The organism is Cognatundibacterium crateris (assembly GCF_010078235.1).
Lineage (GTDB): Bacteria > Pseudomonadota > Gammaproteobacteria > Burkholderiales > Burkholderiaceae_D > Undibacterium > Undibacterium crateris.
Genome location: NZ_JAABOS010000006.1, coordinates 89,189 through 105,700 on the forward strand (window position 1 = coordinate 89,189; position 16,512 = coordinate 105,700).

Consider the following 16,512-nt stretch of genomic DNA (forward strand, 5'->3'; position numbering starts at 1 on the left):
GCACTCAGGCTTTCACTTTTCTCTCTCTTTTGAGCTCCATTCCTAATTGTATGCATCCACTTCCCGACTTTAAATCAATTTCTGTCCTGACCGATCACATCAGTGACACACTGAATTTCTACTACCCGCGCAGTATTGATCCCAGTGGTGGTTTTTTTCATTACTTTAAAGATGATGGCAGTATTTATGATCTTCACAGTCGTCATCTGGTCAGCAGTACCCGTTTTGTTTTTGTGTATGCCATGGCCTATCGCCATTTCGGCAATCCCGCATATTTGGATCAAGTCAAACACGGAGTGGATTTTTTACGGCAGGTACACCGTGATTCGCTCACAGGTGGCTATGCCTGGCAACTGCGCTGGGAAAATGGCAGCAAGACCATTATCGACGCTGATAATCACTGCTACGGCCTGGCTTTCGTCATGCTGGCCTATGCCCATGCTCTGATGGCAGGGCTGACTGAGGCGCGCGCTTTTCTTGATGAGACGATGGACTTGATGGAGCAGCGTTTCTGGGAGCCGCAGCATGGTCTGTATGCCGACCAGGCGAGTGCTGACTGGCAGCAGCTGGACAGTTATCGCGGTCAGAATGCCAATATGCATGCCTGCGAAGCCTTGCTGGCTGCCTACGAGGCAAGCGGCGAACTGCACTTTTTACATCGTGCAGAAACCGTGGCGCACAACATCACGCAGCGCCAGGCCGCGCTGGCGCAAGGCATGATCTGGGAACACTACGACGCGAATTGGAACATCGATTGGAATTACAACCTCGAAGACAAGGCCAACCTGTTCCGTCCCTGGGGATTTCAGCCCGGCCACTTTACCGAGTGGGCCAAATTATTGCTGCAACTGGAAAGTCATTCCCAGCATCTTCAACATGACCAGGCATGGCTATTGCCGACTGCTGAAGCCTTGTTCGAAAAGGCCATGCAGTTTGCCTGGGACGAGCAATACGGTGGCATCTGCTACGGTTTTGCGCCTGACGGCAGCATCTGCGATGGTGACAAATATTTTTGGGTACAAGCGGAATCTATGGCCGCAGCAGCGATGCTGGCCAAACGAACGGGTCACGACAGCTATTGGGAGCGTTATGAACATCTGTGGCAATACAGCTGGCAACACATGATCGATCACGAGTTTGGTGCCTGGTTCCGTATTCTGTCCCGTGACAACCGTAAGCTCAGCGATGAAAAAAGCCCGGCAGGCAAAGTCGATTATCACACCATGGGTGCCTGCTATGAAATCCTGCGTGTTTTGAAGGAGGAACAACATGGATGCTGAATTTCCTGTAATGCTCAGTGCTGGCGAAGCACTGACTGACATGATCGCTTGCGGTCATGGACAGTGGCGCAGTGTCGTAGGTGGTTCGACCTGGAATGTCGCACGCAGTATGGCCAAACTGGGACTGTCTACCGGTTTCGCCGGTGCGGTTAGCAAGGATTTGTTTGGTCAGGAACTGTTGCGGGCCAGTGCCGATGCCGGGCTGGATTTACGCTTGCTGCAGCAATATGAACGTCCCCCTTTACTGGCTATCGTTGGTGAAAGTACTCCCCCTGATTACTTCTTTATTGGCAGCGATAGTGCCGACTTGCATTTTGACCCGGCACAGTTACCGACTGGCTGGAGTTCGCGTTTGCAATGGGCGCACTTCGGCGGCATCAGCCTGGCTCGCCAGCCTTTGGCTGGAAAACTGGTGGGACTGGCGCGACAGTTGAAAGCGCAAGGCGTAAAGATCAGTTACGACCCGAATTTTCGTAACAATATGCATGCTGACTACGACGCCACGCTGCATGAAATGGGGCGCCTGGCGGATCTGATCAAGGTCTCCGACGACGATTTGCGCGGACTATTTCGCTGCGATGATGCTGATCTGGCATTCAAACAACTGCGTGCTATCAATCCTGCTGCGACCGTCTTATATACCCGTGGTGAATTGGGTGCCTCACTCCATATCGAAGAATCGGTATGGCGCGCAGATGCACTCAAGGTCGCGGTTGCAGACACCATCGGTGCTGGCGACGCCAGCATTGCAGGCTTGCTCTACAGCCTGTTCATGCATCCGGAAAGAGCGCCGGAAAATCATCTGCGCTTTGCTCTGGCAGCCGGGGCTGCAGCCTGCATGGCATCAGGCGCACAGGCGCCAGGCTTGCAACAAATAGAGGCCTTATATAAAGGCCCGTACAAAAAGAACTGAATCTTGACAGTGATAAAGGAGAACAACATGCGTATCAAAATATGGTCTGGCATCTTGCTGGTGCTGGCTCTCGGTGTCGCGACACTGAGTCATGCGACTCAACAAGAAAGCGTGACGGAAAAAGAAGCTGCTCATCTGGCATTACAAGTGAAAAATGAAACCCGGCATGCCTGGGAATCCTACAAACGCTATGCCTGGGGCTACGACGCCTTAAAGCCGCTGAGTAAATCCGGACATAACTGGTACGCACAATCCTTGCTGATGACGCCGGTGGATGCACTCGATACGCTGGTATTGATGGGCTTGAAGAAAGAAGCTGATGAAGCGCGCGAACTGATCGCCACTAAGCTCTCTTTTGATCACGATATGGAAGTACAGAATTTCGAAATCACCATACGCTTGCTGGGTGGTCTGTTGTCCGCCTACCAGATGACCGAAGACCCAAGATTGTTGAATCTGGCAAAGGATCTGGGTCAGCGTTTGCTGCCGGTTTTTGAGTCGCCTACCGGCTTACCTTTTACGCATGTGAATCTGCGTACTGGCAAGGTACGCGGCAAGATCAGTAACCCGGCTGAAACTGGCACCTTGCTGCTGGAGTTTGGCATGTTGAGCAAACTGAGCGGCGATCCGGTTTTCTATAACAAAGCCAAACGCGCGCTGGTTGCCACCTATGAGCATAGGTCCAAACTGGGGCTGGTTGGTTCAGCCATTGATGTAGAGACGGGTGTCTGGGTTAACAAGAACGCGCATATCGGTGGTGGCATCGATTCCTATTACGAGTATCTGTACAAATGCTGGAAGCTGTTTGGTGACCAGGATTGCAAAATGATGTGGGAAAAGAGTATTCCCGGTGTCAATCAGTATCTGGCGGACGAAGTACGCGGCGAGCTGTGGTACGGTCATGCTGACATGGATAAGGGGACCCGCAACGCCACCCAATATGGCGCATTGGATGCCTTTATGCCAGCCTTGCTTGCTCTGGGTGGCGATCTGGATCGCGCCAAACGTCTGCAAGAATCTAATCTGAAAATGTGGCGCTTGCATGGCATGGAACCTGAAGCCCTGAACTATCAATCCATGCTGGTCACTTCGCCGGAATACGCATTGCGGCCTGAGATCATCGAGTCGGCCTATTACTTGTATCACTACACCGGAGATAACAAGTACCGCGCCATGGGTAAAGAATTTTTCCTCGATTTTGTGAAACGCTGCCGCAGCGAGGCTGGATACACTGCGCTAAAAGATGTGCGTAACAGCAGCCGCGAAGATTCGATGGAGAGCTTTGTGTTTGCCGAAACCTTCAAGTATTTTTATTTGTTGTTTGCGCCAAAGAAGACCATTAATTTTGAGGATGTCACTTTCAATACAGAAGCCCATCCTTTCTGGCTGAATCAAAAAAAGAAAATCATCAAAAAATAAGAAAAGAGTCCATCACAATGGCCGCTACCGTTGTGGTGGCTGACAAAATTCAGGAGACAAATTGAATACACTATCCAACTTTGGACGCGTGGCCGTTGCAGCTGTGCTGACGCTGCTGGCCGGTACCGGCGATTTTACTTACGCAGCTAGTGCTACCGACAAGCGCTTCCCGGTCAATACGTTTATTGGTACGCAGGACGACGGGAATACCTTTCCCGGTGCGGTCGCTCCGTTTGGCATGATACAACTCAGCCCTATCGGCGAGCACTATGCAGGCTGGCGCTATACTGATCAGAAAATTCGTGGCTTTGGCCATTCATTTTTGTCTGGTGCAGGGTGCTGGGAACAGGGTGGTCAACTCTCTGTGTTGCCGGTCACAGGCAGCATTCAGGCGGGCGGAAATTTTGATACCAGTAAAGCTGGCAGCTTCGATCACAAGAGCTATGGTTCCCGCTATACCCACGATGGCGAAGTGGGGCAAGCGGGCTACTTCAAAGTCAGGCTCACTGACTACGGCGGCATTACCGCCGAGACCACCGCACTCACCAGAGCGGGGGCAGAGCGCTATACCTTTCATCAGCCGAATGGACGCGCGCATATCTTGGTCAATCTGGGGCAGGCCAATGAGCGTCATTCAGTCGTAGGCAGCCATTTGCAAGTAGTGGACAAACATACGCTGGAAGGAAAAATCGTCACACGCAGTTTTTGTGGCGGGGCGCAATATACCACCTGGTTCAGGATGGAGTTTGATCAGGATTTCCGTACCCATGGTATTTGGAATGAAAGCGGCGGTACCGAAGCCAGCATGCAATTAAGTCAGCAAGGGGATAGCAAGCCCCATGGCGCCTGGCTCAGTTTCGATCTGAAGCCGGATCAGGCGGTGACGGCCATTACTGCGATCTCCCATGTCGATGCAGAGGGTGCCCGACGTAATTTACAAGCTGACGGAAAGTCTGGCGGTAAGCTGCGCAGCTTCGATGCGATGCGCAAGCAGGCGCAGGATGAATGGAATAAGGAACTTGCCAGTGTCCGCATAGAGGATGGCAATAATGACGATCGTACCGTGTTCTACACGGCGCTGTATCATGCACTGTTGCAGCCGCTGACCGGCAATGACAGCGACGGCCGTTACCGTGGCTATGATGATGCCATTCATACCGTCGATAGCGGCACTTATTACGAATTCTTTTCGCTGTGGGACACCTATCGCGCGCAAAATCAGCTCATCGCCTTGCTACGGCCAGAACGGGCGCGTGATATCGCCGGTTCTGTCTTGAAAATACAAGAGCAGGCCGGCTGGCTACCACGCTGGGGCTATGCGAATTTTGAATCGAATGTGATGACGGGTGATCCGGTGACACCGTTTTTGGTGGATCTGTGGCGCTACGGTGCGCTGTCAGGCAAAGAGACGGCAGCCTATGCCGCCTTACGTCAAAATGCCTTTGGTGTACCCAGCTTCAAATTACGCTCAGAAGGACGGGCAGGCAATCCACAATATCTGCGCGAGGGCTTTGTGCAATATGACAAAGGCTTCAGGGCGAAGGGGATGGACGTAGACCCGCATCACGGTGCTTCAGCCAGTCTGGAATATGCTGCAGCCGACGCCGCCTTATCCTATATGGCAGCAGCTTTGGGCGAGCAGGCTGATGCTGCTTTGTTGCGACAGCGTGCGCAAAACTGGCGTAAGTTGTGGGACAAAGACGCGGTCGATAAAGAGTTGGGATTCACAGGATTCCCACGCCCACGGCTGGAGGATGGCAGTTGGTTCTCTGAATTGCAGGGGCATTACAATCCACGGGCAGAACATGGTTTTCATGAAGGTACGGCCTGGCAGTATCAATGGCTGGTTCCTCAGGATGTACAGAAGCTGTTTGCTGCAATGGGCGGGCGCGAGGCCGCTGCGAAGCGACTGGATGCTTTTTTTGCCTTTGATCAGATAGAAAAAAACGCCTATCAGACTGTGCGTAAAGACTGGGTAGTCGGGCCATACAGCTACTACAATCAATATCGCTACAATCCGAATAATGAGCCAGACTTGCATGTACCCTGGATGTACACGCTGGCCGGTCAGCCGTGGAAAACAAGCACCGTATTACGTGCCGCCGAAACTCTGTTCAGCAATGCCCCCAATGGTGTGACGGGCAATGATGATTTAGGCACGATGTCCGCCTGGTATATATTCAGCAGCCTGGGCATTTATCCGTGGATGCCGGGCAGTGGTCAGTTCTTGCTGCATGCGCCTAAGTTCGCAAAGGTGGAGCTGGATCTGGGCAATGGAAAAACGCTTAGCATAGTGAGTAAGGCAGCAGCACCTGCAGCACCAACAGGTTCAACAGGGTCAACAGCGGTCCCTTTGATCCGGCAGGCACAATGGCAAGGCAAGCCTTTGTCTCAGGTATGGCTGTCATGGGAGCAGATACAAGGTGGCGGCAAACTTGTTCTGGATCTGAGCCATGACGACAAGGCTAAATCCTGGGGCAGCAGTGTGCAGGCACTGCCTCCGGGTCCGCTGGATGGGCATTAGACTGCACTAGTGTTGCGGTGAGCTTGTTTGTTCCGGGCTGCCCTTGCTAATGGCTAGGGCAGCCCGGCGTGTTTTAAGAGCGGATTTCGGCGCATAGCCGTATCCCGGTATCGCAGGTACATGCCGGCATGTACCTGCGACCGGAAATGAACTCAGTAGTTGAGTGTGATTTTTCCAGCGCTGTTCGGGATAGTGAATTTGGATACATTCAACTCCCTGTCTTCCTGCCCAAAAAATCCCAAGCGCAGTGTCTCCAGGTCGATGGTCTTGCCATTGAACGCTATGCTGCGCACGTCATTAAAGCCGTGTAACAGGATCTCCAGCTTACGAAATTTGGATGCGTGTTTCCCCTGGCTGGCCTCGAATTGAATTTCCCTGCGCTCAGGAACAAAGCGCATCTGACGTTGGTAGAAATCTCCGTTCTGGTACGCATAGGAGTGGCCGTCATCTTCGTAATAGCTGGCGCTGTTGCTTTGGGTACCGTTATACACATGGATAAACAAGCTGTCTTCCGGCTGCTCAGCGGTGCTTTGGACTTGAGATTGCATGGGGATGATGCTGCCGGCTTTGACATAGACAGGTAAGCGGTCCAGGCGCAATTCCAGCGTTTTTGCTTGTTTGCCGGGTTCCCGTTTATCGCTATACAAGTCATACCATTCACCTTCAGGCAGATAGAGGCGGCCAAACTCTTTGTTGCTGGTAAAAGGCGCAATCAGGAAAGCATCGCCAAACATGTATTGGTTTTGGTAATGCCTGCTATACACCTGCGCATCATGAGTGTAATCGATTGCCAGTGAGCGCATGACTGGCAGACCTGAGCTGGCGGCCTGGTGAAAACTGGAATACAGATAAGGCATGAGCCGGTAGCGCAAATTAATGTAGTTGCGGCTGATGTTCAGCACATCCTCGCCATAGGTCCATGGTTCGGAAGAACGGCTGTCACTGGCGGCATGATTACGGAAGTAGGGGGTGAAGGCACCAATCTGCATCCAGCGCGCATACAAGCCAGCTGTCGGTGTACCTGTGAAGCCACCAATATCCATGCCGGTAAAAGGCATGCCACTCAGACCCAGACTATTGAGCAGGCGGACACCGAGCAGCATGTGTTCTTCGTCTGCCGTATTGTCCCCGGTCCAGATTGCCGCATAACGTTGTAAACCGGCATAGCCCGAACGCGACAAAATAAACGGACGTTCCCCGCTCGCCTGCTTCATCCCTTCATGGCTGGATCTGGCCATTTCCAAGGCATACACATTGCGGCCTTGCTTGTGGGTAGTGAGCTGGCCATCATAGTCGAATAAGATATTGTTGGGCATTTTCTGGCCCCAGGTGGAAATCTCGTTCATGTCATTCCATATGCCGGCCACGCCTTGTTTTGCATAACTGGCGACTTCAGCCTGCCACCAGGAACGGGTGGCGGCGCGGGTAAAATCAGGAAAAACCACCCAGCCCGGCCAGACTTCGCCAGCGTAGTGCGTACCATCGGCATAGCGCAGAAATGCATCCTGCTGCAGACCGCGTGTATAGGTGGCGTAGCCTGCGTCTATTTTGATGCCGGGATCAACGATGACCGTAGTTTTAAAGCCCAGCTTGGCCAGCCTTGCTGTCATGGCTTTGGGATCTGGAAATGCCTGCTTATCCCAGCTGAATACCCGATAGCCATCCATGTAGTGAATATCTAAGGTAATGCCATCAGCCGGAATTTTCTTTTCGCGTAAAGTTTGAGCGATACGCATCACTTCTGATTCCGGATAATAAGACCAGCGATTTTGCTGGTAACCCAGACTCCATAACGGAGGTAAAGGCATACGCCCGGTCAGGTCGGTATAGGCGCGGAGGATATCCGCCACACGCGGCTGAAAAATGAAGTAATAGTTTAACTCGCCACCTTGCGCCGAAAAGGAGGAGAAACGGCGGTTGCTGGCACCAAAATTGAAATCCGTCTGATAGCTGTTGTCAAAGAAGATGCCATAGTTCATGCCATGATGAATGCCGATGTAAAAAGGGATACTTGCATAGAGCGGATCGGTTTCTCCGGTATAGCGAAACGCATCGGTATTCCAATTGGTATAAGCACTGCCACGCCGGTCGAGATTACCTGTTTTTTCACCCAGTCCAATAAAACGCTCGCCATCCTGCAGCGTTTTGTAACTGCTGACCTCATCGCCTATCCATGAATTCGACAGACCGGGTTCATCCTGATTTATCAGCACGCCGTCAGGGGTCTCAAAGCGCAAAGAAAAGGTCTGCTTCTGTATCAAGAGCTGCAATGCTGAGGTTTGCAGAATCAGCTTGTCGTCAAGCTCAGTGAGTTGAAAATCCGTCTTACTTGCCTGACCAGTGACTGCATAAGAAAAATCGGACCCCAAATTTTTTTTATCCATACGCACCCGTATCACGCCGGGTGAAAACACTGTCAGTTCGACCTGTGCATGTTCGGTTTTTATCGCCACCCCGTTGGGATTGCGTGTGTAAGAAATGAGCTTCCCTGGCTGCAAAACAGGGTGAGCAAGCACCTCTGTCATCATCAGCACCAGGCTGGAGCTACACAGCAGAATAGTGCAAAGGTTTTTCAGTTTCTTTCGTGGCAGACGTGGTATCGACATATGATGCCTCTTCAAGGAGATGGTGCCGGAGCTGCGGCTTTGAGTTGAGCCAGGTGACGAATGCGCAAACTGTCGCGCAGCGTCGTCAGGTTTTGCGCACTGTCGAGACGCAGGGAAATGCTTTCGCCAGGGAGTAAGGTCAGCGCGTTGTCGGACAAGCTGTGCTGATGCTCGCCAAAATCCAGCCAGACAGCGCGTGCCAGCTTGGTTGCATGTAAGTGCAGACGATAATGGTCCGCCTCAGCGACAATAGTCGCCTCCAGTAATGGATCGGGTAAAGTCAGCTGTTTGGATGCTTGCAAATAGGCGATACTGCGCGCGATGCTGTTCCCGTCTCTGATTAATTCAGCCACGATAAACGTCGTATCGGCTTTGCTCGCCGGAGGTAATTCTGCATCGCTGATTTGTGCCAGTTCTATCGCGCTGTTGGCAGATAATGTGAGTGGCCGGATTTCATCGCGCAAGAGCTTGCCGTCTACGTCCATGATGCGCAATCGCCATTCCAGAGCCTGGTCTTGCAGCAGATCAGACACAGCGCTGATCCGGGTGATGCCCTTATCATGTAGCGCTGCAACGGCGAGCGGTGCGAAAAATCTTCTCGCATGAAAATGCAAAGCTTTCCAGTGCCCAAAATAATCGATGCCGGACCAGGATGCGCCAGGCCATACGTCATTCAGTTGCCAGTACAGAGAACCCATAGTGCGAGGTTTGCTGCTGCGGTGATGCAGCGCTGCCAGTTCTATGCCTTCGGCCTGCATCAACTGACTCAGATAAATAAAATCGGCAAAGGTTTTGGGTTCCGGGTAACTGGCGCGGATATAGTGCAGCAGGCGCTGATTGCCATCACCCGCCAGGAATTTTTGATGGGCGCGGATCAGCGGGCTATCGCTGCTCTGTTCACTGCGGGGCGCAAAGGCATCGACGGTACTTTGTACTGGCCAGGCTTGCAGGCCAAATTCTGACATGAACCTGGGTGTCTCGGATAAATAAGACTCTATCGCTTGTGAGCCGGCCCAGACATCCCAGTAATGTTTGTCACCGTTATTGCTGTCATTGGCGCGATCCGCCAGATCATTTCCTGGCGAGCTGGACCAATACGGAACCCCCGCGCCTAAACGGGTAACCTGCTCCCGCAAATCTTTACCAAACAGCGTCTGATAGCCTGCCCAAACGTGCGCAGCGAAAATCGGATTGGCTTCGGTGAGTTTCTGGCCTATTCCCCAATCCTTCCAAGCCGTCTCCTGTTCGTTGTTGCCACACCAAAGTACTATGCTGGGATGGGAGCGCAGACGCAGTATCTGCTCTCTGGCTTCAGCAATGACATTGTCACGAAATTTTGGATCATATGCCGGAACGACGCCACCGCCAAACATAAAGTCCTGCCATAGCATTAAACCCAGCTCATCTGCCATGTCGTAAAACGCATCGCTTTCGTAGTAGCCGCCGCCCCACAAGCGCAGCATATTCATATTGGCATCTTTGGCTGATTGCAGAATGGCGCGTATCTGCCCGGGCTTGACGCGGTTGGGAAACATATCGAAGGGAATTACATTGGCACCCTTGGCAAACACCGGGATACCATTGATCACAAAGCCAAATGCCTGGCCCCATTGATCCTTTTCACGCGCCAGTTCAACCTGCCTCAAACCGGTACGCTTAGTTGTCTCCGTAATGATTTTTTTGCCCTTGCGTATGCTGAGCCTGACACTGTACAAAGCTTGCTCACCCATGCCATGCGGATACCAGCGCCGCGGATGATCTATGTGTAGCGGCAGTGAAAGTTGATTGTGTCCTTTGCCAAGCTGAGCCTGCACATTTTTGGAGAGGATCTGTTTGCCATCCGGATCAAGGATGCGTAAATCCAGATCGATCTGTGTATCCTGATCGGCTTGTATTTCCAGCTTAGCTTGCAGTTCCGCACTTTGGGTATTCAGCCGGCCTTGCTGAATATGAAAATCCTGCAGAAACACCTCGTCATAACTGACGATTTTGACGGCGCGCCAGATACCGGCACTGACATACCTGGGGCCCCAGTCCCAGCCATAATGATATCCAGGCTTGCGGGCAAAATTGCCGGTCATGGCATCACGCGGCTCATCCCCAAATGGCGATGGGTAGTTACCTGCCAGCTTGATGGGCATGGCTTGTACCTGTGGCAGTAAGCGTTGTATGGGGGAATGCAGGATGAGTCTTAATTCATTCTGACGTTTTTTGAGCAGGCTTTTGGCCGGTAAAACCCAGCGCCGGAAGGCATTGTCCGTCGTCGCAATTTTTTCCCCATTCAGATAGATGTCGGCAAATGTATCGATACCCTCAAATACCAGATCCTGATGTCTGGATTGCCGGATATGTTCATCCAGATCAAATTGCAGCCGGTATTCCCATGCCGCATTTCCTATCCATTGCAAGGCAGCTTCAGCATCACCCACATAAGGATCGGCAATCAACTGGTGTGCCAGTAAATCTGTATGGACATGGCCGGGAACCTGCGCTGTATGCCATTCGGTTGCTTTCGCATAGTTGGCGGCCGCAGGGTCGCTGTGTGGCAAGCGAAAAGACCAGCTGCCGGATAAATTCTGCACACGCGTAGTGGCTCCCGTTACAGGTGCCGCCATGATCAGGCTGGATGAGGCTGCAAGCAAGCCCAGGCAAGCCTTGTGAAAATAGCGCCGGAAGGAAGAGTGGGGTAGGTTCATGTCGACATCCTGATCATCAAAAGAATTGAAGAAAGAGACAGCTGAATCAGCCATCACAAACCAACTGCAATCGACAAAGCTGCGACAGTAAGAACGGGCTGCCAGCTTGTGTCAGCGTGCTGGATACCGCCTTATCCATAATTTTTTTGCCGACCTGGGGGATGGGCTGGGCTTCGCGCACTGATTCGTCAGACCTGCCTGAATGCGCAGTTACTGAGTTGCTAAGCGACTGAAAAAACAACGCGGATTGATCCGAAATTTGCATGCGACAGAGGAACTGCTGCGCATGCATTTCATCGTTTATAGGTAAACAGGCCCTGAATCCCTCTGATGAAGGTTTATATAGCGCCAATTTTTTTACTTCAATTAATACAAAAAAATCTGCGCTTGTTTATAGAGTTCACTAAACAAAATTTCTTACTGTCGGCAGCGCTTGTGCGCTCGCGCGCATCGTGCCTGGGCTGAAGTTCAGCTTTCGTGATACGGAGTCTGGATTTAGAACTTGTATCAGGATGCTTACCATCAGCGAAGAGGAGAAAGTTGACTTAACTGCGCGCAGTCCTGATTGCAAAGGCAGTATGTCCGGCTTTGGCTGACAGAGCAGGCATGCGTGACAGCCGACGCGGAATGACAGAGTCAGTTGGCATTACATAGATTATGCGGGAGCACGATCCACACTTTTCGACTTGTGTTTACTAATCAAGCTAAACTTCGCCCAAATTTTGAGATCTTGTTTAAGTGTGTTTTCTTTTTTTGTATAAACGGATTTGGGTGTATTTCCGTGCCCAACGACATGTACATAGAAAAAATGTCGTTTAGTAAATCGTCAGGACTCTCATCAGTTTGCGTAATGCGCTTTCTGGGGAAGCGAGCAGATTCGGAAGGTGCAGGTCTGTTCCACGAACGAAGAGTAATCAGCCAGCGCCATATAACAAGCCCGCTGTTGGCCACAATCAGGAGACATAATATGAGCTTTAGAATTGATCCCGCCTCACATCATTATCGTCGTTGTCGCTTTACCCCCATCGCCATGGCTGTGAGTGCCGCATTGCTGGCTCTTTCCAGCGCGCACGCACAAACTGCTCCAACAGAAAAACCTGCTCAGAAGGAAGCAGAAAAATCAACCGAAACGACACAACCAGCTGCAGTGGTCGTGACAGGCTACCGTTATGCTATCGAGCATAGCCTTGATCAAAAGCGCTCTGCCAATGCGATTGTTGAAGTGGTGACGGCTGAGGATGTTGGTAAATTCCCTGACAAAAATGTCGCTGATGCCTTACAACGCGTACCCGGTGTGATTGTGAATCGCAGCGGTGGTGAAGGTAAAAATGTCAGCGTTCGTGGCTTATCTTCTGAACTGACACTGACCCAGCTGAATGGCAATTACATCGCCACAGCTGAATCCAATGGCGATCCTACCCGTTCATTCAACTATATGCTGATGCCCTCGAATATGCTGTCGAGTGCAGAGCTGTATAAGACACCGGAAGCGCGTCTCGATGAAGGTGGTATTGGTGGCACGGTTATCTTGCGCACCCGTCGTCCGCTGGAGGTCAAGTCGCATAGCGGTTTTATTTCGACGGAAGGAACCTGGGCGGATACCAGCAAGAAGCTTGATGGACAGTTTTCCGGTCAATATGCCTGGCATGATGAAAGCAATCGCTTTGGCGTGCTGGTCGGCTACACCCAGCAAAAGCGCACCACACGTACCATGGGGGCCAGCACAGAAAACTGGCAATGGTATGCCGATAACTACAAGACTAATCCACCTGTCGATGTCAATGGCGCACCGTCGGGGCTGAACTCCAAATGGTGGGGGCAATCCGGTTTCTACGACCAGAATGGCAAGTACTACAAAAACTTCATGATGCCAACCTCAGTCAATCTGGATGTGAAGAGCGAGGATCGTGAACGCAAGGGCGGACAGCTGACCTTGCAATTCAAGCCTGTGCGCAACCTGAATCTGACAGCCAACTATTTCCGTTTCGATCTGTCGCAAAACTCACAAACCAATACTTTAAAAATTCCGGAATGGAATCTGGCACGCTATGACGGAGACGGCAACTGGCCAGGCGGGCGTATGCTCGACGGCCTGACTTTCGACCGTAGCGGTACTATTGTCACTGGTGCGCAATACAGCGCACGTCCCGGCAAGACTTATTATTGCAGTGGTAGCGCAGCAGCGGCTGGTGGCCTCAAAAATACAGGTGGTTTCGGTCCTGATGACTGTACTATCCCGACGCCGCAGATTACCGGTAGCTTTAATCGCGAAAGCTCTTTGTCACAGACAGCTGATTTCGAAGCTGAATGGACTGGTAGCTCGATCGATGCGACTTTCAAGGGCGGACGTACCTGGGCCAGCGGTGGTCCTGAGATGCAATTTACCATGCCGATCAAGCCGCGCATGCAAAACGCGGACAGCAGCTGGACACTGGGGAACTACGCCAGTTCCTGGAGTACCGTCGGTACGCCGACCATGAACTTCTCGCCGCAACTGATGGATAACCTGAGAAAAGGCATAGGCGAAATCGACCTGGGTTCAACCTCTTCTTCATGGACTAAGAACAGTACCGAGCAAAAGTATGCGCAGGCCGACTTTACCTGGCATGTCGATGGTGACTGGCTTGACTCCTTGCAATTTGGTGCCAAGTACCGTGATGGCGGCATTCGTCGCAGCACAGGAAATAATTACTGGGCCTGTAAGGGCACGGATGGCAGCAACTATGATAACCGCTACCAGGCAGGTTGCGACTCCAGTGCTTCCAAGTTTCAGCCGGGCTTTTTGTATCCCACATCGCTGGATAATATTGCCGGTGGCTTTAAGGCCAGTGCATTCCCGGCGATTAATTTTCCTGCCTATATCGCCTACCTGAATCAGACCTATGGTGCTATGCGGACGCGTAACGAAGACAATTTCGTGTACAACGTCAGCGAAAAAATTACAGCAGCTTATCTGCAGGCGAATATCAAAACGAATCGCCTGCGTGGTAATGCCGGTTTGCGACTGGTGCAAACGAAGCAGCATGCCGATTCGACCGATCAGGTGGATTACTACAACGATTATTTCTACAACGGTGCGAATGGTGCGCCTGCACCCTGCCGTGCGGGTGGGCTGCCAGCCACCGGTGCGCCTGCCGGTTCCGGCTGCATCAGCGGTTACACCACACTGCCGGACAGTATAGGACGCAAGTCGTCTTTCGTCGTCAGTTCCCTGGATCGCACTTATACAGACGTACTGCCCAGCTTTAACCTGGCCTATGATTTGAGCGACAAACTATTGTTGCGTGCAGCAGCTTCCAAGGTAGTGGCGCGGCCAAGTTATGGTGACATTGCGTCGCCTGGCAGTTTGAATTACTACAGCCAGGAATATGTGAATGATCGTCGTCTGATCGGCGGTGCTGATCAGCAGGGCTGGTTTGGCCAGGGCAGCAACAAGGGCTTGGAACCATACAAGGCCACTCAGTTTGATTTGGGGCTGGAATGGTACTTCGATCGCGGATCGGTACTTGGTGCTGGTTTGTTCCGCAAGAATGTCAGCAATTTTGCGGTACCGGTACTGGTAAGTATGCCTATGGTCGTTGGTGGTAATCCTGTGACGGTACAAAACTTTTCCACCAATGCGGGTGGCCGCGACGCGGTGTCGCAAGGCGTTGAATTGTATGCGCAGCATACGTTCAAATCCGGTGTTGGATTTCAGTTTAACTATACCTATAACCAAACTAATCAAGCCGCAATCACGCTTGCTAATGGTAAGGAGCTCGGTAAATCACCGCTGGTTGGCAGCGCCAAAAATCAAACCAATCTGACCTTGTTTTACAGCACAGAGCAATACCTGGTGCGTGCTTCGTATAACCGCCGTGGCGAAGTCGTGGGAGGGCTGATTAATGGGCTGAATGTTTATCAGGACCCATACAGCCAGCTGGATCTGAACGCAGCTTATAACATTAGTCCGCAACTCAGCCTGACTGCTTCTGTGTCTAACCTGACGCAATCGGAATCAAGTTCTCATCTGGGTAACGACACCAGGGATCGCTTTTACTCGAATGCCTATTCAGGTCGCGTTTTTTACGTGGGCCTGAATTACAAGTTCTGATCTGCAAACACAAGTCCCGCAAGCTCCCCAACGCGCAATGCAAGGGGTGTTTTTTACAGGCAGTGGCCGACCTACCGGCTACTGCCTTTTTTTATGACAGCCCAGGCTTGTAAAAGCGGTGACACCAAGGCACAGAGATATACCGCGAGCCGCGTGGATCTTATCTCAAGCCCTCGCAGGACGCGTCTTTCAAATGGAACATATGACGGTACTGTGCATTAACAGCGAATTAGCCCGGATATTGTTTCTCTAATAATTTAATGGTAATTTGGTAAATCATGTACATATAATGCTGTGGATTAACTAATACTGGGATGAGGCCTTAGCTGTTGAGGATTTTTCTGAAACCCAATCGTGAATTCTTTTGAGTATTTGGTATCGTTGATAAAACCTATGTGGCAGTCTCCAAACCGGCATCATCTGATTGGCTCGACATGTTGCGGTCTGCGGAGCTTCCTGAATCCATTAACGTTCGCGCTTATAAAAAATAATGCCCACAAAACTTTATGCCTTAGCCTACATCAGTACTGCAACAGAACGATTAAGTACGCCAGAGGCGATTGATGCTTTACTTGTGGATGCCAGAGCCTTCAATCGTAAGTGCGATGTTACCGGGGTGCTGTTGCACAATGATGGTAGTTTTTTTCAATACCTTGAGGGTTCTAAAGACGCAGTTGATCTCGTCTATGAGCGTATTCGTCGTTCTTTCTCCCATCGAAATATTTGTGAGTTAGTGAGCGAACCCATACTCCTGCGTCACTTCTCGTCCTGGTCGATGGGATTCGCGGAGGGCACGGCCTCAGAGCTGAAAGCGATCGCCCAGGCGCACTGGAACCATGAACGCAGAAATCTCAAGGGGGCATCTCATGTGTCGCCTGGCTTAAAGTTGTTACTGCACTTCTGGCAAAATTCCAAGCGCTGTGTCGCCTGATTTTTTTAATTACTATCGTTGAAGAATCGCTGATTCGGTCGCATGCGGTG

8 protein-coding genes are annotated in these 16,512 nt (G+C 51.6%); 6 read left to right on the forward strand and 2 right to left on the reverse strand.

The annotated features are described in order from the left end of the window. Window positions 1–50: 50 nt before the first annotated feature. The 4 genes from EYB48_RS12420 (at window position 51) to EYB48_RS12435 (ending at window position 6,136) form a co-directional block, all read left to right on the forward strand. Window positions 51–1,280 carry an AGE family epimerase/isomerase gene (locus tag EYB48_RS12420; protein ID WP_162020680.1) on the forward strand — a complete coding sequence of 410 codons (1,230 nt, stop codon included), beginning with the start codon at window positions 51–53 and terminating at the stop codon, window positions 1,278–1,280. Further along, window positions 1,270–2,193, forward strand: coding sequence for a carbohydrate kinase family protein (locus EYB48_RS12425; protein ID WP_162020681.1), 924 nt, complete (start codon window positions 1,270–1,272; stop codon window positions 2,191–2,193). Before EYB48_RS12420 ends, EYB48_RS12425 begins: the two co-directional genes overlap by 11 nt. Before the next feature lie 27 nt (window positions 2,194–2,220). Beyond that, window positions 2,221–3,612, forward strand: a complete 1,392-nt coding sequence (locus EYB48_RS12430) for a glycoside hydrolase family 47 protein (RefSeq protein ID WP_162020682.1) — start codon at window positions 2,221–2,223, stop codon at window positions 3,610–3,612. A gap of 61 nt (window positions 3,613–3,673) precedes the next feature. Then, window positions 3,674–6,136 (forward strand): GH92 family glycosyl hydrolase, encoded by a 2,463-nt coding sequence (locus EYB48_RS12435; RefSeq protein ID WP_162020683.1) that lies wholly within the window; start codon window positions 3,674–3,676, stop codon window positions 6,134–6,136. 152 nt (window positions 6,137–6,288) lie between these two features. Here the strand turns inward: EYB48_RS12435 and EYB48_RS12440 are convergent, their stop codons facing one another. Beyond that, on the reverse strand, window positions 6,289–8,742 hold the full coding sequence (locus EYB48_RS12440; RefSeq protein ID WP_202927776.1) for a glycoside hydrolase family 31 protein: 2,454 nt from the start codon (window positions 8,740–8,742) through the stop codon (window positions 6,289–6,291). An 11-nt stretch (window positions 8,743–8,753) separates the two neighbouring features. Beyond that, the gene (locus tag EYB48_RS12445) at window positions 8,754–11,438 is read right to left on the reverse strand and encodes a beta-mannosidase (protein ID WP_162020684.1); all 2,685 of its coding nucleotides are present in this window, start codon (window positions 11,436–11,438) and stop codon (window positions 8,754–8,756) included. A gap of 967 nt (window positions 11,439–12,405) precedes the next feature. Here EYB48_RS12445 and EYB48_RS12450 point away from each other — a divergent pair. Then, on the forward strand, window positions 12,406–15,531 hold the full coding sequence (locus EYB48_RS12450; RefSeq protein WP_202927777.1) for a TonB-dependent receptor: 3,126 nt from the start codon (window positions 12,406–12,408) through the stop codon (window positions 15,529–15,531). Window positions 15,532–16,021: 490 nt separating this feature from the next. After that, window positions 16,022–16,462: a BLUF domain-containing protein gene (locus EYB48_RS12455; RefSeq protein WP_162020685.1), complete on the forward strand. Its 441-nt coding sequence runs from the start codon at window positions 16,022–16,024 to the stop codon at window positions 16,460–16,462. Window positions 16,463–16,512 lie beyond the last annotated feature (50 nt).